24 protein-coding genes are annotated in these 26,321 nt (G+C 56.2%); 6 read left to right on the top strand and 18 right to left on the bottom strand.

Features of this window, described 5'->3' with window-relative positions:
* Positions 1–23 precede the first annotated feature (23 nt).
* Positions 24–929, top strand: coding sequence for a quinolinate synthase NadA (nadA, locus tag ACTCIA_RS00200; protein ID WP_462999790.1), 906 nt, complete (start codon positions 24–26; stop codon positions 927–929).
* 10 nt (positions 930–939) lie between these two features.
* Here nadA and gltA read toward each other — a convergent pair whose 3' ends face one another.
* The 12 genes from gltA to mazG all read right to left on the bottom strand — a co-directional run bounded on the left by gltA (position 940) and on the right by mazG (position 15,255).
* On the bottom strand, positions 940–2,352 hold the full coding sequence (gene gltA / locus ACTCIA_RS00195; protein ID WP_462999789.1) for an NADPH-dependent glutamate synthase: 1,413 nt from the start codon (positions 2,350–2,352) through the stop codon (positions 940–942).
* Positions 2,353–2,393: 41 nt separating this feature from the next.
* Positions 2,394–3,227, bottom strand: coding sequence for a sulfide/dihydroorotate dehydrogenase-like FAD/NAD-binding protein (locus ACTCIA_RS00190; protein WP_462999788.1), 834 nt, complete (start codon positions 3,225–3,227; stop codon positions 2,394–2,396).
* 74 nt (positions 3,228–3,301) lie between these two features.
* Positions 3,302–4,849 carry an ATP-binding response regulator gene (locus ACTCIA_RS00185; protein WP_462999787.1) on the bottom strand — a complete coding sequence of 516 codons (1,548 nt, stop codon included), beginning with the start codon at positions 4,847–4,849 and terminating at the stop codon, positions 3,302–3,304.
* A 166-nt stretch (positions 4,850–5,015) separates the two neighbouring features.
* On the bottom strand, positions 5,016–6,503 hold the full coding sequence (locus ACTCIA_RS00180) for a PAS domain-containing sensor histidine kinase (protein WP_462999786.1): 1,488 nt from the start codon (positions 6,501–6,503) through the stop codon (positions 5,016–5,018).
* 59 nt (positions 6,504–6,562) lie between these two features.
* A complete protein-coding gene (locus ACTCIA_RS00175; RefSeq protein ID WP_462999785.1) occupies positions 6,563–7,525 on the bottom strand; it encodes a hypothetical protein in 963 nt (320 codons plus the stop codon).
* A 43-nt stretch (positions 7,526–7,568) separates the two neighbouring features.
* On the bottom strand, positions 7,569–7,955 hold the full coding sequence (locus ACTCIA_RS00170) for a response regulator (RefSeq protein ID WP_462999784.1): 387 nt from the start codon (positions 7,953–7,955) through the stop codon (positions 7,569–7,571).
* A gap of 61 nt (positions 7,956–8,016) precedes the next feature.
* Complete coding sequence (locus ACTCIA_RS00165) at positions 8,017–8,940, bottom strand: methylenetetrahydrofolate reductase (RefSeq protein ID WP_181549492.1); 924 nt, start codon at positions 8,938–8,940, stop codon at positions 8,017–8,019.
* The gene (locus ACTCIA_RS00160) at positions 8,937–9,605 is read right to left on the bottom strand and encodes a methylenetetrahydrofolate reductase C-terminal domain-containing protein (protein WP_462999783.1); all 669 of its coding nucleotides are present in this window, start codon (positions 9,603–9,605) and stop codon (positions 8,937–8,939) included. The genes ACTCIA_RS00165 and ACTCIA_RS00160 overlap by 4 nt, the downstream gene beginning before the upstream one ends.
* Before the next feature lie 29 nt (positions 9,606–9,634).
* Positions 9,635–10,081 carry a hydrogenase iron-sulfur subunit gene (locus ACTCIA_RS00155; protein WP_462999782.1) on the bottom strand — a complete coding sequence of 149 codons (447 nt, stop codon included), beginning with the start codon at positions 10,079–10,081 and terminating at the stop codon, positions 9,635–9,637.
* Positions 10,081–13,113 carry an FAD-dependent oxidoreductase gene (locus tag ACTCIA_RS00150; protein ID WP_462999781.1) on the bottom strand — a complete coding sequence of 1,011 codons (3,033 nt, stop codon included), beginning with the start codon at positions 13,111–13,113 and terminating at the stop codon, positions 10,081–10,083. The genes ACTCIA_RS00155 and ACTCIA_RS00150 overlap by 1 nt, the downstream gene beginning before the upstream one ends.
* Positions 13,114–13,219: 106 nt before the next feature.
* Positions 13,220–14,092 carry a methylenetetrahydrofolate reductase gene (locus ACTCIA_RS00145; RefSeq protein WP_462999780.1) on the bottom strand — a complete coding sequence of 291 codons (873 nt, stop codon included), beginning with the start codon at positions 14,090–14,092 and terminating at the stop codon, positions 13,220–13,222.
* 398 nt (positions 14,093–14,490) lie between these two features.
* The gene (gene mazG / locus ACTCIA_RS00140; RefSeq protein ID WP_462999779.1) at positions 14,491–15,255 is read right to left on the bottom strand and encodes a nucleoside triphosphate pyrophosphohydrolase; all 765 of its coding nucleotides are present in this window, start codon (positions 15,253–15,255) and stop codon (positions 14,491–14,493) included.
* Positions 15,256–15,446: 191 nt separating this feature from the next.
* Here mazG and purN point away from each other — a divergent pair, with 191 nt between their 5' ends.
* Complete coding sequence (gene purN / locus ACTCIA_RS00135; RefSeq protein ID WP_462999778.1) at positions 15,447–16,250, top strand: phosphoribosylglycinamide formyltransferase; 804 nt, start codon at positions 15,447–15,449, stop codon at positions 16,248–16,250.
* A 13-nt stretch (positions 16,251–16,263) separates the two neighbouring features.
* On the opposite strand, the gene ACTCIA_RS00130 is transcribed toward purN, so the two are convergent.
* The gene (locus ACTCIA_RS00130) at positions 16,264–17,445 is read right to left on the bottom strand and encodes a TraB/GumN family protein (RefSeq protein WP_462999777.1); all 1,182 of its coding nucleotides are present in this window, start codon (positions 17,443–17,445) and stop codon (positions 16,264–16,266) included.
* A gap of 117 nt (positions 17,446–17,562) precedes the next feature.
* Here ACTCIA_RS00130 and ACTCIA_RS00125 point away from each other — a divergent pair, with 117 nt between their 5' ends.
* Positions 17,563–18,009 (top strand): hypothetical protein, encoded by a 447-nt coding sequence (locus ACTCIA_RS00125; protein WP_462999776.1) that lies wholly within the window; start codon positions 17,563–17,565, stop codon positions 18,007–18,009.
* Between the two features lie 81 nt (positions 18,010–18,090).
* Here ACTCIA_RS00125 and ACTCIA_RS00120 read toward each other — a convergent pair whose 3' ends face one another.
* The gene (locus tag ACTCIA_RS00120; protein WP_462999775.1) at positions 18,091–19,341 is read right to left on the bottom strand and encodes a thiolase family protein; all 1,251 of its coding nucleotides are present in this window, start codon (positions 19,339–19,341) and stop codon (positions 18,091–18,093) included.
* A gap of 108 nt (positions 19,342–19,449) precedes the next feature.
* On the opposite strand from ACTCIA_RS00120, the gene ACTCIA_RS00115 reads away from it, so the two are divergent.
* Positions 19,450–20,007: a manganese efflux pump MntP gene (locus tag ACTCIA_RS00115; protein WP_462999774.1), complete on the top strand. Its 558-nt coding sequence runs from the start codon at positions 19,450–19,452 to the stop codon at positions 20,005–20,007.
* A gap of 32 nt (positions 20,008–20,039) precedes the next feature.
* Here the strand turns inward: ACTCIA_RS00115 and ACTCIA_RS00110 are convergent, their stop codons facing one another.
* Positions 20,040–20,579 carry a hypothetical protein gene (locus tag ACTCIA_RS00110; RefSeq protein WP_462999773.1) on the bottom strand — a complete coding sequence of 180 codons (540 nt, stop codon included), beginning with the start codon at positions 20,577–20,579 and terminating at the stop codon, positions 20,040–20,042.
* Entirely contained in the window at positions 20,572–21,198 is a 627-nt protein-coding gene (gene rdgC, locus ACTCIA_RS00105) for a recombination-associated protein RdgC (RefSeq protein WP_462999772.1), read from the bottom strand. The genes ACTCIA_RS00110 and rdgC overlap by 8 nt, the downstream gene beginning before the upstream one ends.
* A 426-nt stretch (positions 21,199–21,624) precedes the next feature.
* Here rdgC and ACTCIA_RS00100 point away from each other — a divergent pair, with 426 nt between their 5' ends.
* Both ACTCIA_RS00100 and ACTCIA_RS00095 read left to right on the top strand, forming a co-directional pair.
* Positions 21,625–25,032, top strand: coding sequence for a UvrD-helicase domain-containing protein (locus tag ACTCIA_RS00100; RefSeq protein ID WP_462999771.1), 3,408 nt, complete (start codon positions 21,625–21,627; stop codon positions 25,030–25,032).
* 34 nt (positions 25,033–25,066) lie between these two features.
* Positions 25,067–25,456 carry a hypothetical protein gene (locus ACTCIA_RS00095; protein ID WP_462999770.1) on the top strand — a complete coding sequence of 130 codons (390 nt, stop codon included), beginning with the start codon at positions 25,067–25,069 and terminating at the stop codon, positions 25,454–25,456.
* Here ACTCIA_RS00095 and ACTCIA_RS00090 read toward each other — a convergent pair.
* Positions 25,450–25,965 (bottom strand): universal stress protein, encoded by a 516-nt coding sequence (locus tag ACTCIA_RS00090; RefSeq protein WP_462999769.1) that lies wholly within the window; start codon positions 25,963–25,965, stop codon positions 25,450–25,452. The two genes, ACTCIA_RS00095 and ACTCIA_RS00090, sit on opposite strands and share 7 nt — an antisense overlap.
* Before the next feature lie 35 nt (positions 25,966–26,000).
* Positions 26,001–26,261: a hypothetical protein gene (locus ACTCIA_RS00085; RefSeq protein ID WP_462999768.1), complete on the bottom strand. Its 261-nt coding sequence runs from the start codon at positions 26,259–26,261 to the stop codon at positions 26,001–26,003.
* Positions 26,262–26,321: the final 60 nt, after the last annotated feature.

Here is a 26,321-nt window from a genome sequence, read left to right as displayed (position 1 = left end):
TCACCAGCAGAAAACAGGACCCCATGAACCCGGAAATGATCGAAAAAATCAAAAACCTTGCCCGAAAACAAAACGCCCTGATCCTGGCCCATAATTATCAGCCGCCGGAAATCCAGGACCTGGCCGATTTGTGCGGCGATTCCCTGGAACTGAGCATAAAGGCCGCTGAAACCAGTGCTGATGTGGTGGTGTTCTGCGGAGTGCACTTCATGGCCGAAACCGCATCCATCCTTTGCCCGGACAAAACCGTGCTGCTGCCCCGGCCCGATGCCGGATGCCCCATGGCCGACATGGTCACGCCCGCAGCCCTGACCGAAAAACGCAAAGCCTTGCCGGAAATGCCGGTGGTCACGTATGTGAATTCACCGGCTGCGGTCAAGGCCCTTTCCACGGTCTGCTGCACCTCGGCCAATGCCGTGAAAGTCACCCGCAGCCTGGAGTCAGATGAAATCCTCATGACCCCTGACCGGAACCTGGCCGCCTATACCGCGGCACAAACCGGCCTCACCATTCACGCCTGGGACGGGTACTGCCCCTATCACCAACAGCTGACCCCGGAGATGGTAAACCGGGTCCGCCGGCGGTATCCAGGGGCTGTTTTCATGGCCCATCCTGAATGCCGGCCAGAGGTGACGGCCATGGCCGATGTGGTGACATCGACTTCGGGAATGCTTTTGTTCGCCCGGCAATCGCCGCACACCGAGTTTATCGTGGGAACCGAAACCGGCCTGATTCACCCCCTTGAAAAAGCCAATCCAGGCAAACGGTTTTATCCGGCTTCGGAAAAAATGTACTGCGCGGACATGAAAAAAATAACCCCGGAACATGTGGCCGAAACCCTGGCGCACTTGTCCGGGGAGGTCCGGGTTCCGGAGGAAATCCGGAACCCGGCGCTTTACGCTGTCAAAAAAATGCTGTCCATCCGGTAAACCCGGAGGCCTACCAGCCGATTGTCAGATAATCATGAATGGAGTTGGCTGCGTCTCGTCCCGCGCCCATGGCAAGGATCACCGTGGCCTGGCCCGTGACAATGTCGCCGCCGGCCCACACGCCTTTTTTGGTGGTTTTGCCGGTTTTGGGATCTGCAATGATATAACCCCATTTGTTCAGGGCGATCTCGGGATCCGACTGGGTCAGCAGGGGATTGGCGTCAGCACCCACGGCCACCACCGCAAGGTCGCAGTCGAGGAAAAACTCGGAGCCTTCAACGGCAACCGGCCGCCTGCGGCCGGATTCATCAGGCTCGCCAAGTTCCATCTGCAGGCACTTCATCTGCACCACCCGGCCGTTTTCATCACCGATAAACGCAATAGGGCTGGTGAGAAGATAGAACTCAATGCCCTCTTCTTCGGCATGATGGATTTCCGCCGCCCGGGCCGGCATCTCATCGCGGCTTCTGCGATAAACAATGCGCACCTTTTCCGCTCCCAGGCGCATGGCCGTTCGGGCCGAGTCCATGGCCACGTTGCCCGCACCCAGCACCGCCACGTTTTTGCCCTTGGCCAGGGGCGTGTCGTATTCGGGAAACCGGTAAGCTTTCATCAGGTTGGCCCGGGTCAAATATTCGTTGGCCGAATAGATGCCGATGAGATTTTCCCCCGGGATATTGAGAAATTTGGGCAGGCCGGCACCCACGCCGATATAAACCGCATCATAGCCGTCCTCAAACAATTCATCCAGGCTCACGGTGCGTCCCACCACGTTGTTGCATTCAATGCGCAGGCCCAGCTTTTCAAGGCCCGCCACCTCGCAGGCCACGATTTCCTTGGGCAGGCGGAATTCCGGAATGCCGTAAACCAAAACACCGCCGGGTTTATGGAAGGCTTCAAGAAGGGTGACGTCATGTCCCTTGAGCAGCAGGTCGCCGGCCACTGTCAGCCCGGAGGGCCCGGAACCCACAATGGCCACTTTTTTGCCCGTGGGCGCCGCCTTTGCCGGAAATTCGCAGGCGACTTCCTCCCGGGCACGGTCTGCCACAAACCGTTCCAGGTTGCCAATAGCCAGGGGCTGATCTTTTTTGCCAAGGATGCATTCGCCCTCGCACTGAATTTCCTGGGGGCAGACCCGGCCGCAGATGGCCGGCAGGCTGTTTTTGCCCCAGATGGTCTGAATGGCGTTTTCAAAATTGCCCTGGGCAATCTGGCCCACAAACCCGGGGATATCCACCTGGACCGGGCATCCGGTCACGCAGGCGGGCTTTTTGCATTGCAGACAGCGCTGTGCCTCTGTCACAGCCGTTTCCGGACTGTATCCCAGGGGGACTTCCTCAAAATTTCGCCGCCGCACCTCCGGGGCCTGTTCCGGCATGGGCTGACGCGGTGTTTTTTCCTTTTTCGACGCTTTTTGTGTCATGTTGCTTCCTCCGTTGCCTCCGGGGAGGCCATATATATGCATCAGGTTTGGTGCAATTTGCAGTATTGTTCGTAAGCGGCCTTTTCCTCCCGGGCATAGGCATTGAGCCGCTGCATCAGTCCGTCATAATCGACCTTGTGGCCGTCGAATTCCGGGCCGTCCACGCAGGCAAACTTGGTTTCATCGCCCACTGATACCCGGCATCCGCCGCACATCCCGGTTCCGTCAATCATGATGGGATTGAGGCTGACAAGGGTTTTGACATTGTATTCATAGGTGAGTTTGGAGACAAACTTCATCATGGGCACCGGTCCGATGGCCACCACCAGGTCCACTTTGTGATTGTCCAGGACATCCTTTAACACCTCGGTGACAAACCCCTTGTGCCCGTATGAACCGTCATCCGTGCACACATGGAGTTGATCGGATACCGCTTCCATCTTGTCTTCAAGCAGCAGCAAATCCTTGTTTCTGGCGCCGATAATGCTGATCACCTCGTTTCCGGCCTCCTTAAAACCCCGGGTAATGGGAAACAGCACCGCCACACCCGTACCGCCGCCAACACAGACCACTTTGCCGAGCTTTTCAATATCCGTGGGTTTTCCCAAAGGACCGATCACGTCCTGGTAACCGTCTCCAACCGCAAGGGTCTGGAACAGGGCCGTGGACTTGCCCACCACCATGTAAATCACGGTGATGGTGCCGCGCTCCGGATCCAGATCCGAGATGGTCAGGGGAATCCGCTCTCCGGTCTCATTGGCTTTCAGGATGACAAACTGGCCGGGTCGGGCCCTGGCCGCGATCCGCGGCGCCTCGATTTCATTTAAGACAACCGTGTCATCAGCCATGGTTTCTCGTTTTACAATTTTAAACATGCTCTATCCTCCACTGGTTCGATTCAACCCGTCCGGATTACAGGGAACAGGTTTTCCAATTCCCCCGGATTGGTTTACATTTGCATTCTGGGCAAATATACGCGGAATGTACTGCCCTGACCAGGTTGGCTGTCAACCTGGATGCGGCCGTGATGGGCCTCAACAATGCTTTTGACAATGGCAAGCCCCAGTCCGGTGCCGCTGATGGGCCGGGTCTGCTCGGTCTTTACCCGGTAAAAGCGCTGAAAAATCCGCTCCTGCTCCTCTGCGTCAATGCCGAATCCCGTGTCAGCCACGGAAAAAACCGCAAAATTGTCCTCAACCCCCGCAGAAATCCGGATTTGTCCGCCTTCCGGGGTATAGCGGATGGCGTTGGAGATCAGGTTGGCCATGACTTCGCAAAGATTGGTGCGATTGCCCATGGCCGCTACCGGCCCATCGGCCGGCTGCACTTTCATGTCAATGGATCGGCTTTCTGCCTTGGGTTTGTATAAATCCGCCTGCTCTGCCATCAGTGCGGCTATACCCACCTCTTCTCTTTCCTGGTGAATCAGCCCGGATTCGATCTTGGCCAGATCCAGCAGTTCAGACGAAAGCGAGGTCAAAGATTTGATCCGCTCCGTGACCCGGTCCAGGATTTCGGCCTGCTTGCCGCTAACCTCCCCGGCCAGACCGGATTTCACATTATCGAGGAGCATCAGCACCGAATTCAAAGGGCTTTTGATCTCGTGGGCCACCATGGACACAAAATCCGACTTGACCTGGTCCAGATGCTTCAGGGTGGTAATGTCGTTTAACACGGTCACCGTTCCCAGATTCCGGCCCAGCCGGTCCCGGAAGGGTATGCATGTGGCACCCAGAATCGTTTCCTTGTCTTGTGAATCTCCGTTGATCCGGATCTCCTCGGTAATCTCGGCAAAACTGCCGGACGGCTGACCCAGGGCCTGATCGATCATTTCCAGCAGCGCGGAATCGGTAACAATTTCATCCACCGGGCAGCCCTGAACATTTGTGCGGGTGGAGCCGATCATTTTCAGAAAAGCCGGGTTGGCCAGGGCCACTTTCTTCTGATTGTCGGTGGTCAGCACGCCGTCGGCCAGCAGGTTGATCAACACCCGCATCCGGGACTTTTCCGTGGAAATGTCCTGAAGTGTGCGGATAAACTCTATGGCCTTTCGCACCACCAGCCGCAGATCCTCGGGAGAAAAAGGCTTGGGCAGAAAATCAAAAGCCCCCTTTTTCATGGCCTCGATGGAGTGCTCAATGGTGGCATAACCGGTAATCACGATGATCACCGTATCCGGATGAAGGGACTTGACCCGGGTGAGCACCTCAAAACCAGACAGCCCGGCCATCATCAGATCCAGCAGAATGATGTCAAAATGGGCTTCCTGGATTAACTGCAGACCGTCTTCGCCGTTGCAGGCGCAGGCCACCTCAAAACCGTCCTCGGTGAGCATGCGGTCACAGGCATCCCGGATCCGTTCCTCATCATCGATGACCAGCACCCTTGGCTGGAAAAAAATCTCCTCAACGTTTCCCCGCACCGTTGTGTCGCCCTCGGCATCCGGATTCCGGGAAGGCTTTTGCATATATTCTTCATGGTCGTGGTTTATGGTCATTTTTTCCTCTTAACTTTAATGCGCCCTTAAAAGTCTGATTATAGATGGCGCCGTAAAAAGTTCAAGATCAAGGCTTGCGCAATTTCGAAGAATGCAGGGCAGTTATCCCTATGTGAAATTCTGAGAACTCGCGCGTAACGCAGATATTGGACTTTTTGCGGTGCCATCAACTTTCTGCCGGGATATACTGGGGCAGTTCCAGCAGAAACGTTGTGCCCTCCGGCCCGGTTTGTTTAACGGAAATCCGGCCGCCGTGTTGCTCCACAATGCCGTAGGCAATGCTTAGGCCCAGGCCGGTGCTTTTGCCCTTTGGCTTTGTGGAAAAAAAGGGGTCAAATATCTTGTTGAGATTTTCTTCGGCAATGCCCGGACCGGTATCGGCAATTTCCAGAAAAACCTTTTGGGCTGATTTGTTCCGATAGGTGCGCACAGTGAGCTCGCCCCTGCCGCCCATGGCATCGGCGGCATTGATAATCAGGTTGATAACCACCTGACTGAGCTTGTTGGTATCCACGTTGATCAGCATCATCTCATCGGCCAGCTCTTTTTGGATGCGGATATTGCGGAAAATCTTCTGGTCCCGGGTCAGGCGGAAGCTTTGCTCCACCAGTTTGTTGATATGAATGATCTGACGGCGGGAATCCGTGCTCCGGCTGTAGACCAGCAGGCTTTTGACGATCTCCTTGCACCGGTTGGCATCCTCAATGACGCATTCAAGATCCTGTCTCAGGGGATTGCCGGGTTCCAGATGCTCCAGCACCATGCTCGAATACATCAAAATACCGGTCAGCGGATTGTTGATCTCGTGGGCCACACCGGCTGCAAGCTGGCCCAGGGACGCCATTTTCTCAGACTGGGCCAGCTGCTGCTGAGCGTCCTTTAGCTTTTTTTCGATTTCGCGCTTTTTGCGCTGATCATTGTATATGGCCATTGTGGCCGATTCATTGTCATCGTCGTCATAGATAATGGCCGCGCTCATTTCCACGGGAATTTCCTCGCCGTCTGCGCTGACGATAGTGGCGGGCACCCCGGAGAGCTTTCCCTTGCCCCCCATGATTTCATCTCTGAGCATGCTCATGATCTCCTTGGCCTTGCCCGGCGGATAAAGCTGCTCTGCGTTATCAAAGGGCCAGCAATCCTTGTTGACCACCCCGAACAACTCCTTGGCCGCACGGTTCATGAGCTGGATCCGGCCCTTGCGGTCAGCTGCCACAATGGCACTGGCCGAACTCTGCACCACCCGGGTAATGAGTTCCTTGGTTTCTGAAAGCTCGCTTTCAAGCATCTTGACCCGGGTAACATCCCGAATGCTTTCAATGATATAGACGACCTCGCCGTTGTCATCGAGAATTGGGGAAAAAACCCGGTCCTCCCAGCGCCCCTCCTTCCGCCATGTCACGGTCTGACCCTGATGGGTGTTTAAAACCCTTACCACCGGGCAGTCCTCGGCTTTGCAGGGCGTATTTTTTTTGTAAAAAAAATGGTAGCATTTTTGATTCCGGATCCGTTCCTGGTCTTCCTCAAACAATTCCAGAAATTTCTGATTCGCGCTGACAAGGGTGTAATCCGGTCGTATGATCAGGGTCGGATAGGAAAGGGAATCAAACACGCGCAGGCGCCAGTTTAATTCCTCTTTGTCAACGACGTTGTTCATCACTGCATCCAATTATCGTATCCGTGCCCCTGTTTGGGCTCCACCCGGAGCGGGATCGGTCAGGGACGGTCAAATGTTGTTGAAAGCGCTTCCACCCCGGGCTCGGCCATGCCCGGAGGGACAATGATCGAAACGGTTGCGCCCACACACCCGGCCAGCAAGACGGGAATGCCTGCATTTATCAGACAGCCCAGCGCCTTGTCCGCAATCCCGTATCGATCGCCGAAATGCGGGCCATGGAAACAAAGCATTTCAACATTTTCACGGATTTCCAATCGGCTGGAACAAAGGGCGGGCGACAGGTGATCGGCAATATCCGGGGCATGGGCAGGGGTTTGTCCCGGATCCAGGGCCACAGCCAAATGGCCCTGGCCTTCTGCGGCGCGGTTTGCGCTTATATAGGCAAAACCGGCCTTGTCTGCTGCCAGGCCCTCAAGGGCCCGGCCCAGCAAAACCTGCTCATGGGAATGAAAGTCAATCCGGCACAGCTTCAGCCCGGTCTTAACAGCAATGCCATAGGTCCGGATCCGGGCTTCCACATATTGGGCCACGGTCTCGGGTGCGCTCTTTAACCGTCTGGCAATGTCATCGTAATCCTGCTGAACGCGCAGGGGCCCATGGCCGGGGGACAGCTGAACGTATTCGGCCAAAGCTTCGGCAGCCTGTTGCTGGACAGCAAAATCCGTGACCACCGTGACCATGGATCCGGAACTGGCCATGGCGTACCATGGAATCTGTTTTTGGCCCAGGGCAGAAAACACCACTGCCATGGCAGCGGGATCAAAACGGTGCGGAAAGAGGGAAACCAGTCCGGCCGCCCCCTGATCATGGTCCTGACCTGCTGCCGCCGGTGCCGCGCCGGGTGCCACCATGCAGGTAATCTGCCGGGGGGTCCGGAGAAAATCAAGTGACAAAAAAACAATATTGATCCGGTCGGCAGCCAGCTTCTGATACAGATAAACGGACTCCTGATTAACCGAAGCGTCAACTTCCTGGTATAGCCGGGCAAACCGACCGCTCATCCGAAGACCGTTTATCCGTATAAAAGTCATTTCAAATCAAGCATCAGGCGCCCAGATGATCATCCACGATTTCCATGAGCTTGTCCATGTCAATGGGCTTGGGCACATAATCGTCAGCCAGGGTTGTTTTGCCGTCATGATGCGTATAGCTCGTGCTCTGAACGGCATCGCCCACTGCGGTGAGCATCACCACAACGATATTTTTGGTGGCCTCGTTGTTTTTGATCTCATCGCAGACCACCCAGCCGTTTTTCCTGGGCATCATCACATCGAGGATCACCAGATCCGGTTTTTCCCCTTTGAGTTTCTCCATCGCCTCTTCACCGTCATAGGCTTTGGCGACCCGGAATTGCTTGGACTCGAGCTTCATGGAGACGGCCTCCACCAAATCCGGATCATCATCGACAACCATAATAAATTTTTCACTCATCTGATCGGCTCCTTGCTGATTCGTCAATTTTTGCTATCCGCCTGGTTTCAAGCCAGGGCCGCTACACTTCGGGTCGGGGGAGAAGACCCGCTTTTTCAACGATTTCCGGAACTTTTTCCTCCCATTCAATGGCCATGATATGAAAGCCGGCCACGCCTTTGACCTCTTTTAAGCGCTGGATGGTTTCCACGGCAATCTTTATACCCTCTTCAGGCTGCTGTTCCTTGGGAACCGACTCCATTCGCTTGACCACCTCGTCGGGCACATCCATGCCAGGCACCCGGTTTTTCATGTATCTGGCCATGCCTGCGGTTTTCATGGGTGTAATCCCGGCCAGGATATAAACCTGCTCATCCAGGCCCCGGTCGCAGACCCCCTTCATCCAGGTTTCAAACTTGTCCAGGTTGTAGATGCACTGGGTCTGGATAAAATCCACGCCCGCCTTGACCTTTTTGGCCAGCCGCATCACCCGCAGTTCAAAGGGATCGGCAAAGGGGTTGGCCGCAGCGCCCACAAACATTTTCGGCGGATGATCAATATCTTTCCCCCCCTGAAACTTGCCCTCATCGCGCATTTTCACCACTGCCTGGATCAATTGCACGGAATCCAGATCATAAACATTGGAGGCCATGGGATGATCGCCGAAATGCGGATGATCTCCTGATAAGCATAGCATAGTATTGATGCCATGTGAATAGGCACCTATAATATCTGCCTGCATGGCAAGCCGATTGCGGTCCCGGGTCACCATCTGGAGCACCGGATCAAGCCCGAGCTGGCGGATGAGAATGCCGGCGGCCCAGCTCGACATTCTGACCATGGCTGTCTGGTTGTCAGTGACATTGATCACATCCACGCTGCCCCGCAACAATTCCGCCTTTTCCTTTACCTTTTCGGGCACCGCACCCCTGGGCGGGCCGCACTCGGAGGTAACCGCCAGCGCACCCGAGGCCAGTACCTTCTCCAGTCTGCTTTCGGTTTTCATGATGCCAGATCCTCTCTTATAATTTTACGGGGTCCGCCGTCCCGGCTTGTCCGCCAGTCCTTGGCTTCCATGATATCTTCAATGCGCCTTTCCAGGCCCAGGGCTTTTAACCGGTCCCAGATCAACTGCCAGGCGCAGTCAACGTTGGCATCGATTTCACACTTACCCTTGGTGGAGCCGCCGCAGGGGCCGTTCATCAGGCGCTTGGAACAGCGGGCAATGGGACAGATCCCTCCGGTAATGCCCAGCACGCAGTCTCCGCACCCCTGGCACCGTTCCGACCATACCCCCTGGCGCTCGGATGCGCCCATAAAAGTGGTATTAACCGCCGGAAATACCGGCTTTTCCCGGTACCGGGCCGCGATGGTCTGCACCCCGCAGCCGCATGCCATGGACAAAATGGCATCCGATCCGTCCACGGAAGTCACAAGCTCTTCCACGTACTCGGGGTCGCACTGGCGTTCCAGGGTAATCTCCCGGATATCCATGGTTTTGCCCTGTTTCATGAAATGCATATGCAGCGCCGAAGCCAGAAGCGCGACTTCCTTTCGGCCGCCCGCCGAGCACACACTGACGCATTCATTGCACCCAACCAGAAGAATCCGGTCATAAGGTTCGACACACGCGATAATCTCTTCCATGGGTTTTCGTACAGCCGTGATCATCTTTTTGTCTCCAGATTCGATTTCAATGATTAACTCACCGCCCGCCGGCGAAAATCCCGGGCAGCGGTTTTGACCGGGCTGGGGCCGAGCTGCCGGATCTTTTCCGTAAAATCCCGGGCTGTTTTCGCAAATCGCTCTCCCATGCCGGCTGACATGGTGATCATCTCCACGCGCCCGGGCTCCACGCCGATTTCTTCCAGAAGCGACTGAACCCGCCGGACCCGGTGGGCCGCGCGAATATTGCCGGTCTTGAAATGGCAGTCTCCCTCCAGGCATCCGGCCACATAGACACCATCAGCGCCCTTTTCCAGGGCCTTCATGATATGAATGGCATCAACCTTGCCGGTACACGGCACGCGGATGATTTTGACGTTTGGCGGATAGGAAATCCGTTTGCTGCCGGCCATGTCCGCGGCCGTATAGGCGCAGTAATGGCAGCAGAATGCAACAATTTCGGGTTCAAAGGTGTCGGTCATCAGTTCATCCTCTCAAATAGCCCATCGAGTTTGGCCAGTATCTGATCGTCTTCATACTGCATGAGCTGTATGGCCCGGGCAGGGCAATCCGCCACGCATGTACCGCAGCCGTGGCACCTGGCCGGATCGATTTCCGAATAGCCTTCTGCATTGATATAAGGCACGTTATAGGGGCAGACCCGGACGCATATCAGGCATGCAGCGCATTTATCGCCATCCACCTTTGCCACTGACGCCCCCAGGTTGATCCACTGCTTTGCCAGCAAAGTCTGGGCTCGTCCGGCTGCGGCCTGGGCCTGGGCGATGCTTTCGCGAATGGATTTGGGCGCATGGGCCGTGCCGGCCACGAAAAAGCCGCGCACGGACATGTCCGTGGGCCGCAGCTTGACATGATCCTCCAGGAAATATCCGTCATCTGAGCGGGGCAGGTGAAACATCACCGAGAGATCCTCAGTGGTTTCATCGTCGGCAATCAGCCCGGTACTCAGGACAAGGGCATCAGCGGAAATCTCAAGATAACGGCCAAGGACTTCATCGTAGACCTCGACGGCCAGGCCGTCCTTATCCGCCCTGACTTCCGGCCGGCTGGCGGGTTCATAGCGGATAAATTTCACGCCCTGCTTTCTTGCCTCCCGGTAATAATCCTCCTGGAAGCCGTAGGTGCGCATATCCCTGTATAAAACGTAAATCTGCATGTCCGGATTGAGGTTTTTCATCCGCAGGGCGTTTTTAATGGCGCTCTGACAGCAGATGCGCGAACAATTGGGATTGCCCGGCTCCCTGGAGCCAACGCACTGGATCATCACCGCCTGCTCCATATTTTTGACGGATTCCGGATCATCTGCGATTTTTGCATCCATATCCAGCTGGGTCATGACCCGGTCGTCTTCTCCGAGCAGGTATTGCGCGGGCCGGTTGGCCAGGGCACCGGTGGCAAGGATGCTCACCCCGTGCTCGATCTGCATGTAGTGCATCCGCGGACCGGTCTGGATGCCGGTGGTAAACCGGCCGGGCATGCCCTTGTGATCCACGATTATTGACTGGGTCAGCACCTGAATTTTCTGTTCTGCCGCCACTTTTTCCGCCAGTTCGGTGATATACCGGCCCACATCGTCGCCTTCCAGGGTGGCGCGGATATTTCGGGCAATGCCGCCGAGCCGGGCCTCACGCTCCACCAGATAAACCCGGAAGCCCTGGTCAGCCAGAATCAGGGCGGCATTCATTCCGGTGACCCCGCCGCCGACCACCAACACGTTTTGATTCATGGGCAGGGAATGCTCCATGAGCGGATGGGCCCGGGCCGCCGCGTAAACTCCCATTTCCAGCATTTTTAAAGCCTTGCGGGTGGCATCCGCCGGCCGGTCCATATGCACCCATGTATCCTGGTCCCGGAGATTGACAATTTCCACCAGGTACTTGTTTAAGCCGCAGCGGCGCAACATGTCCTGGAACTTGGTTTCATGGGTCCGGGGGGAGCATCCGCCGATAACCACACGGTTTAACCCGTGCTCCCGGATCATGGACTCTATTTTGTCCATGGATTCCTTGCTGCATCCATAGCCCACGGCTTCGGCACAGGCCACCCCGGGAAAGGAGCGGACTTCTTCCACAAGCGAGGAAACCGTGATCACATCACCGATGTTGGGGCCGCAGTCGCAAACAAACACCCCCAGCCGGGGATCCTGGCCGGATACATCGATTTCCGGAGGGAAATCCTCTTCTTCCGCCCCGGTGTCTGGTTCCAGGTGCATCTGAGTGCCGGCCATGGCTGCTGCCGCGCTGGCCTGAATCATGGTTTCGGGAATATCCTTGGGGCTTTCGCTCACACCGCAGACATAAATGCCCGGCCGGGAAGTGGCCACCGGAGAAAATCCGCTGGTCTGCGCATAGCCGTGTTCATTGAGATCAATGCCCAGGCGGCCGGCGAGTTCCCGGGTGCTGGCCGGAATTCGAAAGCCCGTGGAAAGCACCACCATATCAAAGACCTCGGTCTTGTGGCGCTCATCGTCGTCTGTGGCATAGGTGATGACCAGGTTGCCGGTTTCCGGATCTTCAACCACGGAATGGGGCCGGGACCGGACAAGGTTCACACCGTATTCGTTTACCGCCCGGTTGAGATACAGCTCATAATCCTTGCCGCAGGTGCGCATGTCCATGTAAAAAATGCTGGCCTCGATATCTTCGGCAAAGCGCTCCTTGGTGACAATTGCTTCCTTTAAGGCATACATGCAGCAGACGCTGGAACAATAGGGCACGTCCTGGCGGTTGATGCCCCGGGATCCCACGCATTGAATCCATGCCACCCGGGCCGGCCGCTTGTTGTCCGAGGGCCGGGCCAGCTGGCCCAGGGTGGGTCCGGAGGCGGACATGAGCCGTTCGTATTCCAGTCCGGTCACCACGTTGGGAAACTGGCCGCCGCCGAAATTGTCCAGCACTGCCGGATCAAATAATTCAGCGCCTGTGGAAAGGATAATGGAAGCCACAGACAGGGTCTCGGTTTTTTCCTTGTCATCGGCGATAATGGCCCCGACTTTACAGGCCTTCTGCAGTGCGTCAAAATCCGTGACCTTGTCGGCATCCACGGAAAATGCATACGGTGTTGCCTGGGGATAGCGCATGCATGTGGGCGCCCTTGGATCCAGGCCCGGGGTAAAGCGGACCCAGTCCGGAAATTTTTCCGCACACTCGCCGCAGGCAGTGCATTTTTCCACATCAATGTAGCGGGGCAGCGTCCGGATCGTGACCTTAAAATCACCGGCCTGCCCCTCCACCTGTTCCACAACGGTCATGGGCTTTAAATCCAGGCGAAGCTGCCGGCCGCTTTCAGACAGATGGGGTGAGATGGTGCACAGATCGCAGTTGTTGGTGGGAAAAGTCCGGTCCAGGCGGGTCATCAGCCCGCCAATGGCATAGGATTTATCAATGAGAACCACATCGCGCCGGGACTCGGCCAGGTCCAGGGCTGCACGGATGCCGCCCACGCCCCCGCCGATGACGAGCACGCTTTGTTTGTCCGTTTCTCTGGTATTCATATCCGTATATTCCTGCATGGGTTCCCCCATTGATAGCATGATTTGGATTGCCGCATTTCAAACGCGGTCAGCCGGCACCCGGCCGCCTGACAATCCGGCTTTCTGCCTAGAGCCCGGCGCTGGCCAGGATATCGGGCAACCGGTGTTCCCAGCCCAGGGTGGCAATCTTGATGCCCTGAACCATTTTTTTCAGTTCCGCCGCAGTTTCGCCGGCCATGCGGATGCACTCGGCCTCCCGGTCCGGGGCCTTGCGGATGCGCCGGATCATGTCCTCGGAAATCCGGGAACCCGGATCATGAATGGACATATATCTGGCCATGCCTACGTTTTTCAGCAAAAACACCGTGGCGATCACCGGCACGCCCAGGGGCTTTAACGCTTCGGCGATCCGGCCGTAGGCGGCCAGATCAAACACCGGCGGGGTGACAATGTACTGGGCCCCGGCCTCGACTTTTCGCTTTACAGTCTCGATCTCCTGGTCCAGACCGCTTTCGTCTGCCACCTGTGCCATGGCACATCCCGAGGTAAAATCCGGCGTTCCTTTAAGGTCAAAGCCGGACAAATCCACGCCCTCGCGCAGGGAGCGGATCATTTGCAGAATCCCGGACTCATCAAGGTCGTCAACGGTTACGGCTTCACGGTGGTCGCCGTTTGACATGGGCTCGGCCGGAACCACCAGCAGGTGGGGAATGCCCAGCACATATGCCGCCAGGAGATCTCCCTGCAGGGCCATCCGGTTTTTATCCCGGCCATAGACATGCACGATGGTCTCCAGACCCTCCCGGCGAAGCAATGCCCCCCCGGCCAGGGCGCTCATGCGCATCACCCCGTTGTCCATGTCCGGCACCACCACGGCATCCACCCGGTCTTTTACTCGCCTGGCATTGGTCACGAGCTCCGAGATATCCACGCCCTTGGGGGTATTCATCTCGGCAAGCACCACGAATTCAGCTGCTGACAACTTCTTCTTAAAATTCATAATCAAACCTCATTGTGTAAGGCAGTTATCCCCAGGCCCCACGGGCACGGTTTAAGGATGGATAAACCCGATACGTAATAATTGCAATATGTTTTTCATGGGTAACGTCTTCATCAATTTTTAAAAAAAAGTATCAAAACACCCTGCTAAGGGCTTGTCAAGACAACAAAAAACATTTTTTGAACATATGCACATAACTACTGAAATTTTAAATAAATGCCTTTGCCATTTTTTTTAGCATCCGCCAAAAAAAATCATTCACGCGGCTGTCATCCAGCCCATGGCGGCTCCGGCACCTTTTATTATAACCCACTGCAATAAATGCATAAATACTTCAAAATAAAACAGGCTGTTCGCGCTGCAAAAAATACCGTCCGGATACGGAAAAGGCCGTTTTTTTACTTGGCCTTCTGCCAGATACGCTCCTTTTCATCCATGGGAATATCGGCAACAGAGATGTCCCGGTCTGCAGCAGCCTTTTCAATCCGGGCAAACCGGTCTGCAAACCTGCGATTTGCCCGGCGCACAGCAGCCTCCGGATCAATGCCGAGCTTTCTTGCCAGATTGACCGCGGAAAAAATCAAGTCCCCGATTTCATCTGCGGCATCCGATTGATCCCCGGCCTCCAGGGCGGCCCGGGTTTCATCGGCCTCCTCCTGGATTTTTTCCATCACCCCCGAGGCATTGGCCCAGTCAAAGCCGGTTTTGGCTGCCCGGGTCTGAAGCTTGGCCGCATACATCAGCGCCGGCAGGCTCAGGGGAATGCCGTCGGCAATACCCGTTCTGTCTGTTTTGCCCTTTTCACCGTTTTTCAGCTGATCCCAGTTACGGGCCACTTCCCGGGCATCCGCGACCCGGGTTTGGCCAAACACGTGGGGGTGGCGATAAATCAGCTTTTCACAGAGCTGCCCGATGACATCGGAAAGACTGAAGGCGCCTTGCTCCCGGCCGATGATGCTGTGGAACACCACCTGCAGCAGCACATCGCCGAGTTCTTCGGCCATGGCCGCCGATTCGCCGGACTCAATGGCTTCGGCCAGTTCATAAGCTTCCTCGATTAAGGCGGGCACCAGGCTTTCGTGGTCCTGCGCGGCATCCCAGGGACACCCCCCCGGGGCGCGCAGGGTTTCCATAATGCCAACCAGCCGGTCCATTTCCTTCATATCGATTTCCTTGACCGGGGCACGCCGCCTGAACCGATCGTGCCCCCGGATTCCTTGTTTACAAAAAAAGTTTTTTTTTTTACGCTTTTCAGCATTGATGATATCCGCATCATCGCCTAAGAAGTCACATTCTTTAATGTATCGGCATAACCGTGTCAAGCAGTGAGAACAACCAGGGAAAGAAAAAAACCGTGCAAACATCATCCCGACTTCGTATCGGCGCACTGATCAGCGGATCGGGCACCAATCTGGAAGCCATTTTAAAAGCCTGTGAAACCGGACAGATCAACGGGCAGGTGGTATTCACCGGGTCGGACAACCCCGAATCCGCCGGCCTGGAAAAAGCCGGCAAGCGCGGCATTGCCACGTTTGTGGTAAACTACAAAAAAATCATCCGGGATTACCGCGCCGATCCCCGGCCCCAAACCCTGCCACCGGATTTCAACGAAGCGGAAATCCTGGCCAAACAGTCTTTTTTCCGCGCAGATGCAGAGCCACAAAAGGTTCGGACTTTTTTGCGCACAAGAGCCATTGCCGAAGCCGCCCTGATTCAACAAATGCGTGCCTACCCATTTGACCTGCTGGTGCTTGCCGGGTTTATGCGCAATCTTTCCCCCTATTTCATCGACCGGGTCAACACAGACCCGGCCCGGCCCCGGATCATGAATATTCACCCGGCACTTCTGCCGGCGTTTGCCGGCACTGACGGGTATGGCGACACCTTCCGCTACGGCTGCAAGGTGGGCGGGTGCACGGTGCATTTCATTGATTACGGCGAGGATTCCGGGCCCATTATCGGCCAGCGCTGCTTTGCCATTGAAGAAACCGACACCCTTGCGGATGTGAAAAAAAAGGGCCTGACCCGGGAATGGGCGCTTTATCCGGAATGCATCGGGCTGTTTGCCCAAAACCGGCTGGAGGTGGTCAACACCTCCCACACCCTGCCCGGCGGGAAGGTTTATCAAAGACGGGTGGTAAAGATTATACAGCCCTAACGGGCCGGACCTGTCAGGCCCCGAGCACCCGGGCCATCAGCGGCAGGGCCACAAAGGTGCCCACCATGCTGCCGATATTGGCAAACACCACAACCAGAAGAATCCGGGTGACCTTGTTGCGCCAGAACCCCCGGATGGACAAAATATCCGTGGACAGATCCTCCAAATCCCCCACCTTGGGCTTGCGCAAGCCCGCCTCCACAAGACCGGCCACCCAGCCGGCGGCAATCATGGGATTCAATGAGGTAAGGGGAGCCGCACCAATGGCAGACAGTATGGTCAGGGGATGTCCGAATGCCGCAGCGGTGCCGATACCGGCAAAAACCGCATTGGCCGCCACCCACCAGAAAACCATGGACTTGCCCGTCTGGGCGCCGCCGAAAAAAAACCCGGCCAGAATTGCCAATAAAATGGCCAGGGGGAGCAGCCATTTGAGCACCACCAGGCTTTTGCCCCGGGGCGGCACCGTTTCCAGGGGGGCGGGATCAATGTCTTCAAAAAGATATTTGCTGATGCCCGGCACATGACCGGCACCCACCACGGCCACGATCTTTTGGCCTTCTGCATGCCGTATCCTGTGGGCCAGGTACCGGTCCCGCTCATCGATTAAGATCTGCCGGATGGACGGATGGGATTTTTCCAGTTCCGAGAGCAGGCTCTGGAGGATGTCTTCCTGCTTCATCTCTTCAATGGCCTGCTCGTCAATATCATCAATGCCGCCCATGGACATCATAAGCTGAAAAAACAGCTTGATTTTGTTCCAGAAGCTCGTGCTGCGCCAGGTACGCGAAAGGGTTACCGTGATATCCCGGTCTGCCAGGCAGACCCCGGCGCCGGCGGCCTCGGCCGCATCCAGGGCCCGGATCATTTCCTCGCCGGGCCGAACCCCGAGTTTTTTGCCGATGCGGCGCTGAAACGCGGTGAGCATCATGTTGACCAGAAGCACAAAGGCCTTTTTTTCCCGGACCACCTTGATAATATCCATCTGCCGCCACTGGGCGGAGTTGCGGATGGACTGGTGCCGGGCGGCGCAAAGCTCCACGCACACGGTATCGGGCTTTTCCTCATGGATTACCGATTCGGCCAGCTCGGCGCTTTCCCGGGAGACGTGGGCGGTGCCCACCAAAACGATTTGTTTGCCGTCAATCTCCAGGCGGGTGACACCCCGGGTTTGTTTGTGTGATTCATTTGCCATCCGGCGATTGCATCCTTATTTTTGACACAAATAAACGTTTTTTTAGCCCGCTTTGGTTAAATTTATAGAAAGTGCCTGCATCAGGCCATTGTTGTCAAGGAGATAATCACCAGGGGCATGCTGATTTACAACGACATTTACGAATGGGAAGGCTGGGGCGGCAAGCTGCGCCTGGCCAGCGGGAAATGCCGGCTTTGGGTTTTTGACCGCAGGCAGGCGGGTATGGAAAAACGAGTGACGGTGTTGCGGCCCAAGGTGGTGGTGGTCTCGGATGTGGCTGACAGCAAAATGTCGGTGCGGTCCTGTGCCGGCCATATTGCCACCAGGGTGATTCAGGACTTCTCCATTGATTTCAACCGGATGCTGTATGTTGAATATTACCCCCCGGTGCGCTACGGCATGCGAAACGAATACGAAATCCCGGAGCAATACGTGGCCGTGGATTTTGTCTGGGACCAGGGGCGGGCCATACATCCCAAATGGCGGCACCTGCAGCCCCCGCTGCTAAATGTCGTAAAAGACCTGGTGGACTCCGCGCAGCAGCAGTCGCCCGAATACACGTAAGAATCCGCAAATGGCGGGGTGGAAAAACAACCCCGCCATTTGCGGAAAATGCGTTACATCGCTTTTGTCCAACCTTGCCTGTTACAGAATCTCAAGCGCTGTTGCCATGGAAACCCCGCCGCCGCCGCACAGGGTGGCAAGCCCCAGGGTTTTGCCCTGCTTGCGAAGGGCATGGATCAGGGTGACCATGATCCGGGCCCCGGTGGCGCCCACGGGATGGCCCAGACCGATGCCCGAGCCGTTGACGTTGGTGATTTCCCGGTTCAATCCCAGGTCTTTTTCGCAACCCAGGTACTGGGCGGCAAAGGCTTCATTCACCTCGATCAACTCAAAATCATCTGTTTGAATACCGCTTTTGGCCACCAGGTCCTTGACGGCGGGTACAGGAGACAACCCCATCACCGAGGGATGGCAGGCGCCTTTTCCGGTGGCCCGGATTTTTGCCAGCGGGGTTAAGCCAAGTTCTTTGGCTTTGTCTGCGCTCATGATCACCATGGCCGCAGAGCCGTCATTGATGCCGCTGGAATTGCCGGCCGTGACAGTGCCGGTCTTGGGCACGAAAGCCGGGGGCAGTTTTTGAAGATCGTCCATTGTCAGGCCCGGCCGGAAATGCTCGTCATGGGCAAAAACCAGGGGATCTTTTTTGCGCCGGGGCACGGACACGGGCACGGTTTCTTCGGTAAAGGAGCCGTCCTGGTTGGCCCGCTCGGCGTTGTTATGGCTCCGCAGGGCCACCTCGTCCATTTCTTCGCGGGAAATGCCCATGTGCTGGGCAATAAACTCCGCAGTATGGCCCATGATATAGGGTTTGCCCTTGAAATACGAAAGGGGCGGCTCATCTGCATTGACCGGCCCGTCCTCCGGGTGCGGAATAATATGGGAGCCGCAGTGCAGCCCATGGATCAGGGCGTCCTTGAAGGTCTGATCCTGAAGCCGGCATCCCCAACGGGCTTCTTCGACCACATAGGGCACACCGGACATGTGCTCCACGCCGCCGGCCAGGATCACATCCGCCATTTCCGCCCGGATCATGGCCGCACCGGACAGCACCGCCTCCATGCCGGAAATGCAGACCCGATTAAGGGTCACTGCGGGTACACTATCGGGAAAACCGGCCAGAAGCCAGGCCACCCGGGTGACGTTTAATGCGTCCACCGGCTCCATGCAGCATCCGTAACGCACATCATCAATGATTTCAGGCGAAATTCCCGCCCGCTCAACGGCTTCCTTCATTGTCACCGAGGCCAGATGCGCACCGGTGAGGCTCTTGAGTGTTCCGCCAAAGGTTCCGATGGGGGTTCGGCATGCAGATACAATCACCACATCTTTCATACATCCTGCTCCTTTCCTGGTTGATATTTCCAATTTATATTGCTACCTCACAAATGCAGACAATCACACAGGCAAACAACGCATCATAGAAATCCGGCCTGCGCGCTGATGAATATCGCTGAAATCATACTCATTGCCCTGTCCCTGGCCATGGACGCCTTTGCCGTGTCCGTGGCCGCCGGCACCGCCGGCAGACTGCATCCCAGGGCCATATTCCGGCTCTCCTTTCATTTCGGCCTGTTCCAGTTCATGATGCCGGTGCTCGGCTGGTATGCCGGGTCCCGGATTGCCCACCTGGTATCTGCGGTGGATCACTGGGTGGCCTTTGGCCTGCTGATGTTTGTGGGCCTGCGCATGATCCGCGGCAGCCTTGAAAACCCGTCAGAGCAAATCAAAAAAGATCCCTCCCGGGGACTGACCCTGGTGGTGCTGTCTGTGGCCACCAGCATTGATGCCCTGGCCGTTGGCTTTTCCCTTGCCATGATGAACGTGGGTATCTGGTATCCAAGCATCATGATCGGGGTGATCACTTCGGCCATGTCCCTTGCCGGCATCCGCCTGGGCCGTGTTTTCGGCCGCAGATTCGGCCCGCGCATGGAAATGACCGGCGGCATCATCCTCGTGGCCATCGGCACGCGGATTCTGATTGCGGATCTGTTCTTCTAAAAAAAATTCAACACCCCGGATCCGGCGCAATGCTAATCCGCTGCCGGACCCTGGCGTATCCAGGCCATGATCCGGTGCACGGTCTTTTTGTCCCAGTCCGGATCAAACCGCTGTTTTGCAAACTGAGCATACAACTGCTCCACCAGTTTGACCACGCGTTCCACCAGATAGATTTTCTCCAGCACCGCGCCCTCGATATCCGCCGCAGATTCCAGCTTTGCCGTCTGCGGGGTTTTCAGGCTGCTGATGCTCAGGCTTTCTCCCTTGAGCGAAAACCGCCACTCCAGTTCCCCGGCCCGGAAAAGCAGGTGCATTTCCGTGACCTTGGCGCCTTTTGTCAGGGCCATGACCCCTTCTTCCAGGCCCGCGCCGTCGCCCCGGATGGTGATGGTTTCATCCCGGTTGTGCCGGTGGTTTTCCAGCACGATCCGGTTGCCGATGGCAAGGGCGTCCATTTCCGGATCCGCCTTCTGCAGGGCCTCAAAATCCGTGTCAATCATGTACCACAGCCAGGTCAGAAACTCGTGGCCCAGAAACTTGTACCGGTTGTAGGCAACAGAGACATCAAGCATGGCCACCTCCGGAAAACAGGGCGGGTCCGGACTGCTTTAGGGCATCGCGCTGATCATCTGAAAGCCCGGCGGCCAGATCAGCCTCTGTATAGGGAAACATCCGAATCAGCGAGATCCGGAACGATTTTGAAAACAGGGTTTCCAACTCCTCGTTGGCCTCTTTCAAATTGGAGAAAAACCACAAAACCCCGGCCTCCATGTCCCAGGCCAGGTCATAGACATTGGGCGTGGCCGGCACCCGGGTATAGAGCCGGTGGAGGACCTCGTCCTTGATCTGGCGCTTTTCGTTTTTTGACAAATGGCTCTGGCCGTTATCGGCAAGGCGTTTGGCTGTTGCCATGTTCACATGCTTGGCAACGATCTTTGCAGGGACCGATTTTTTGTCCATGCGCAGGGAAAACACCAGATGGTTGCCGAACATGAACTGGGCGGATTCAAAATCCGGGGCAAAGGGCCGGGCCGATTCAGTCCATCCGATGCTTTTCTGGGCCGGATCATTGTCGATCTCCCGGATCATCTGATCCTTGAGCCCGTTTCGGACCGTGTCCATCACCGGCTCGGCCGGTTTTCCCTGAACCCGGTAGCGGGTCACGGAAAGGGTGGAAGCCAAAAGCTGCATAAATTCATCCATTTCATTTGAGTGCGGGATTTGTATCAAAGTTCACTTCATAACCCGCTGCCGGTTTGCCAGGCAAGTCTTTTTTCAGGCCGGAGTTTGTCTTTATTGAGCAACCCCACCACACAGCCTTTACACCGGAGTTGCCCGAAGCGCTTTTCCCGATCGAAAGATTGGCGGGGTTTTCGCATGGGCCCGGGGGGCAGATTGCGAGTCGCATTGAGCGCGCCAGCGGTCAGCAGGGAGCAAGCTGCCACCCGGGACTGCTCATGCGGAAACCATAAAAAGCATTGTCTATCTTCGGCTGGGGCAGTTTTTTCATCCCTGAGCGGAAAATTTTACCAGAGCCGGCACTATTCGGGCTGGAATTGGCGTCTGCGGCCAACCCTGCCTTGAAGTCTTCCGGGCAGTGTGATAAAAAATCAAGCCATGAAATATATCGCTGATCTGCACATTCATTCCCGCTTTTCCCGGGCCACGGCCAAAAACCTGGATTTTCCCCATTTGTACATGGCCGCCCGGCAAAAGGGCATCACCATGGTGGCCACAGGGGATTACACCCATCCCCAATGGCTCGATGAAATCCGGCAATATCTGGAACCCGCCGAACAAGGCTTGTTGAAGCTCAAAGACGACCTGGAACAGGAGTGCGAAAAACAAATTTCCGTGGCCGGCGATTATCCGGTGCGCTTTGTTTTGAGCACCGAGATCAGCAACATTTATAAAAAGGGCGGGGTTACCCGAAAACTTCACCATGTGGTATTTTTTCCCGAACTGTCCCATGTGGAGAAATTCAACGCCCGGCTTTCGCAGATCGGTAACCTCAAGGCAGACGGCCGTCCCATCCTGGGCCTGGATTCCAAGCGCCTGCTGGAAATCGTGCTTGAAACCCATGAATCGGGCTTTCTGACCCCGGCCCACATCTGGACCCCCTGGTTTTCCCTGTTCGGGTCCAAATCCGGGTTTGACTCGGTGGCTGAATGCTTTGAAGATCTTTCCGATCACATATTTGCCGTGGAAACCGGTCTTTCCTCTGATCCGCCCATGAACTGGCGGATAAAGGATTTGGACAACCGCACCCTGGTGTCCAACTCCGACGCCCACTCACCGGCCAACCTGGGCCGGGAGGCCAATTTGTTTGACACCCAACTCAGCTATGATGCCATGCGCAGTGCCATCGCAACCGGAGACCCGGAAAAATTTCTGGGCACCCTGGAATTTTTCCCGGAAGAAGGCAAATACCACCAGGACGGCCACCGCAAATGCGGGGTCAACCTGCATCCCAGACAAACCATTGAAAACAGAAGCATCTGCCCGGTATGCGGAAACCCGGTCACTGTGGGGGTGCTCTACCGGGTCGAGCAGCTCGCCGGCCGGAAAGATGGCGAAAAACCCGAAAAAACCCATCCGTTTTACAGTCTGATTCCCCTGGCTGAAATCCTGTCCGAACTGCTGAGCGTCGGGCCCAAGAGCAAAAAGGTGATTTCCGCCTGGCAGACGGTCATCAGCCGCCTGGGCCCGGAATTAAGGGTATTGCACGACATGCCTGTTGAAGAAATCCGGGCTTCCGGAAACGGGCTTCTGGCCGAGGCCGTGGAACGCATGCGGGCGGGACGGGTCCACCGTCAACCCGGATTTGACGGCCAGTACGGGCGGGTCACCATTTTCACCCCGGAGCAGCGCGAGCATTTGACCGGCCAGCAGGTTTTATTCGACCTGCCGGCCGCGCCTGTAAAAAAAAAGCCAAAATCCGCAAAAACCAAAACAGCGGTCCCCGATCCTGATCCCCCGGAAAAACCGCACAGCCCGCAAACCCCTTTGGCAAACAATCATGAAAACCCGGTTCTTGCCGGCCTGAACCCGGACCAGTACCGGGCCGTAACCCATGCCGGCGGCCCATTGCTCATATCGGCCGGACCGGGCACAGGCAAAACCCGGACCCTGACCTGCCGGATCGCCTGGCTTCTGCAAACCAAATCCGCCACCCCGGAGCACATCCTGGCGGTCACCTTCACCCACAAGGCCGCAGACCAGATGAAACAGCGCTTAAGGGGCCTGCTGGGTCCGGATGGGGTTTTGCCCGAAGCCCGGACCTTTCATTCCTTCTGTTTTTCCCTGCTCAGGGAAATCAAAAACACGGCAAATCACGGCATCGCCGATGAGCAGGACCGGCGCGCACTGCTGGCCGAAGCCGCAGACAGGGTCAAGGCAAGAGGCACACAGGTCAATGACCGGATCGAAACCCTCATGGACCGGGTGGCAGCGGCAAAACAGCGCATTCTTGGCCCGGATGACAACCTGGAACCCATTGCCGGAGAGGCAGCCCCGGTGTTTTCGGAAATTTACAGCACCTACCAGGACATCCTGGACGCCGAACGCCTGTGGGATTACGAGGACCTGATCTGCCAAACCGTCATGCTCCTTGAATCGGATCCGGCACTGTGTGAAACTCTGCGCAAGCGGCTGCCTTTTGTGTTTATTGATGAATACCAGGATCTCAATTACGCCCAGTACCGGCTGGTCAGACAACTTTGCCCCGCAGACGGACAGATCTGTGTTATCGGTGATCCGGACCAGTCCATTTACGGTTTCCGGGGATCGGATCCGGCCTATTTCCAATGTTTTGAAACGGATTTTCCGGGTGCCCGCATCATACATCTTCGCCGGAACTACCGGTCCACGCAAACCATTCTTTCAGCCGCCGGCCAGGTCCTGGGCGAAAAAGGCGACAGCCGGCATTGCCAGCCCGTTTTTTCCGACATTTCCGGCACCCCTTACCTTCATCTGATCCAGGCGGCGGATCAACGGGGCGAAGCCGTGGCAGTGGGCAAAACCATCGAGCAGATGGTGGGCGGCATGGGCTTTGATTTCCATGATTTTGACAAAGCGGACCAGTTTGCCAAAGACGGGGGCCAACGCTCATTTGCCGATTTTGCCGTGCTGTTTCGCACCCGTGCCCAGGCCGAAGTCTTTGCCGGGGTTTTCCAGGACGCCGGCATTCCCTGCCGGCTGGCCAGCAAGGCCCATGTCTGGGAGGCCGCAGGCATTGCAGAACCGGTTTCAGCCCTCAAGATCCTGGAGGGATCAGCGGCCAGCCGGGACCTGCTCCGGGTCCTGGCGGTGCTTTTCCCTGACTTTCCCAAAAAAGACCTGGCTGATCTCAAGGCTTGGGCCCGCAGACAGGGGCTTTCGGTAAACGGCCTGTTGGCAGAAGCCCACCGGACCGGGGTGGAATGCCTGAGCTCCGGAGCATCAAAAAGCCTGGGGCGTTTTGTTGAGCAGTTGACAGACCTGAAAACAAGCGCCCGAAAGGATCCGGCACCCGAAAAACTGGAAAAAATTTTCCAATGGCTCGGCCCCGGTTTGCCTGAGGCGGACGTGCGCACAAAAGAAACCATCGCGGAACTGCGCCGGATGGCCGGGGCCTTTGGCGCAGATGTCGGTGGATTTACAGAAACGCTGGCCCTTTGCTCGGATGCCGATTTCTGCAAAGATGGCAGTGAAAACGTCTCGCTTTTGACCCTGCACGCGGCCAAGGGCCTGGAGTTTCCGGTGGTTTTTGTGGCTGGATGCGAAGACGGCCTGATTCCCTATCACGGGGCGGACAGCAAACCGACAGATATTGAAGAGGAGCGCCGGCTTTTTTACGTGGGCATCACCCGGGCCATGTCCGAGCTGTTTCTTTGCTCGGCCCGGACCCGGAAAATTTACGGTCAAACCCGGCAGCAAAAACCTTCACCGTTTATGGCCGAAATCGCAGCGGATCTCAAAAAACCGGCTCCAGACAATTTTTCAAAAAAATCCAGACAGATACAATTGCAATTATTTTCCCAATGAATCAGCACAAATAACCATAAGGCAGACAGATCTGATGGAAGAGACACTGATTGAAAAAACGATTCTGGACAACCAGGCTGTGCTGGAAATTTATGACGCATCTGTCACCCAGATCGGAGACCGGATGCTGGTGACCCTTCGGGCCCGCCTACTTGTTTCCGTCCACAGCCTTTACGGAACAAACCAGGACAATGATCTGCCCCCGCAGGAGGAGATCAAAAACCGGCTGGGAGAAACGCTTGTCTGGGAGCATACCCGTCAGCGCCGGTTTATTGACCAGCAGGAAAAAACCAGCGTTTTTGAAAGTCTTCGCGCGGATTTTGACAAAAACATGCGGCCGTATCTTATGCATCCGGATTTTCCGGTAAAATACGCAAAAAAACAGCTCAAGGACCAGACCAAATCCGCAAACCGCCCTTATTGAGCCGGCACGACCAGCACCGGGATTTTGGATTTCCGCAAAACCGCCTTGATGGCCGACCCCACAGAATTTCCCCCCAGAAACCCTTTGCGGCTGCCCATGATAATCATGTCGCAGTTGTTTCCATCGCACTGGGAAACAATGGTGCCGGCAATATCGCTGTTTAGGACCACAACCTCCCGCCAGGCAAAGCCGCAGGAATCCGGGTCCATACCCGCATCCCGGCAGTAACGCCGGATCACCTTCCGGCTGAGTTTATCCGTGGACATTTTCCCGATCAGCGCCTGACGGGCATCCTGTTCGTGCTCCAGTTTGATTGCCGCCCATTTTTCCTCGCCCAAAACGGCCTTGAAATGCTCCTCAATCTGGCCGGGCACATCCCGGTCAACGACATGGAGCAGCACCAGCTCGGCCTGGTGGCGGGTGGCCATGGCAATGGCGGCATCCAGTGCCGGCCGGCAGTTTTCCGAAAGATTGGTGGCAAACAATATGGATTCAACTTCTTTAAACATGGGCAGACCTCCCTGGAACATGGAATCAGTCTTTATCATTTAACAAAATAAAAATAGGCATGAAAACAGGCCGGCGCCAGCGGTAAAAGCCTGAAAAAAGCATGGCCCATCCCGTCTTCAGTCCGCCAGTTCACTGCCCGGAAGCCTGAAATCACGTACACCAATGCCACCAGGACAAAACCAGCCGTCCGGATCCGATCCGATACAGGGGCATGGAAAGAAACTTTGTTCATGGCTTTGGTTTTACATTCACACAACTGCAAATTCAATCCTTGTTCGGATTTTTTTGCCTGCACTATGGAATTTGGCGTGAAACCGGCCTTGCTTGTGTGCTATAAAACAAGGCAAATTTTCAC

The sequence above is a fragment of the Desulfosalsimonas sp. genome (genome assembly GCF_055149105.1).
The sequence above is the reverse complement of the archived record's forward strand: the minus strand, read 5'-3'. Positions and strand labels throughout refer to the sequence as shown.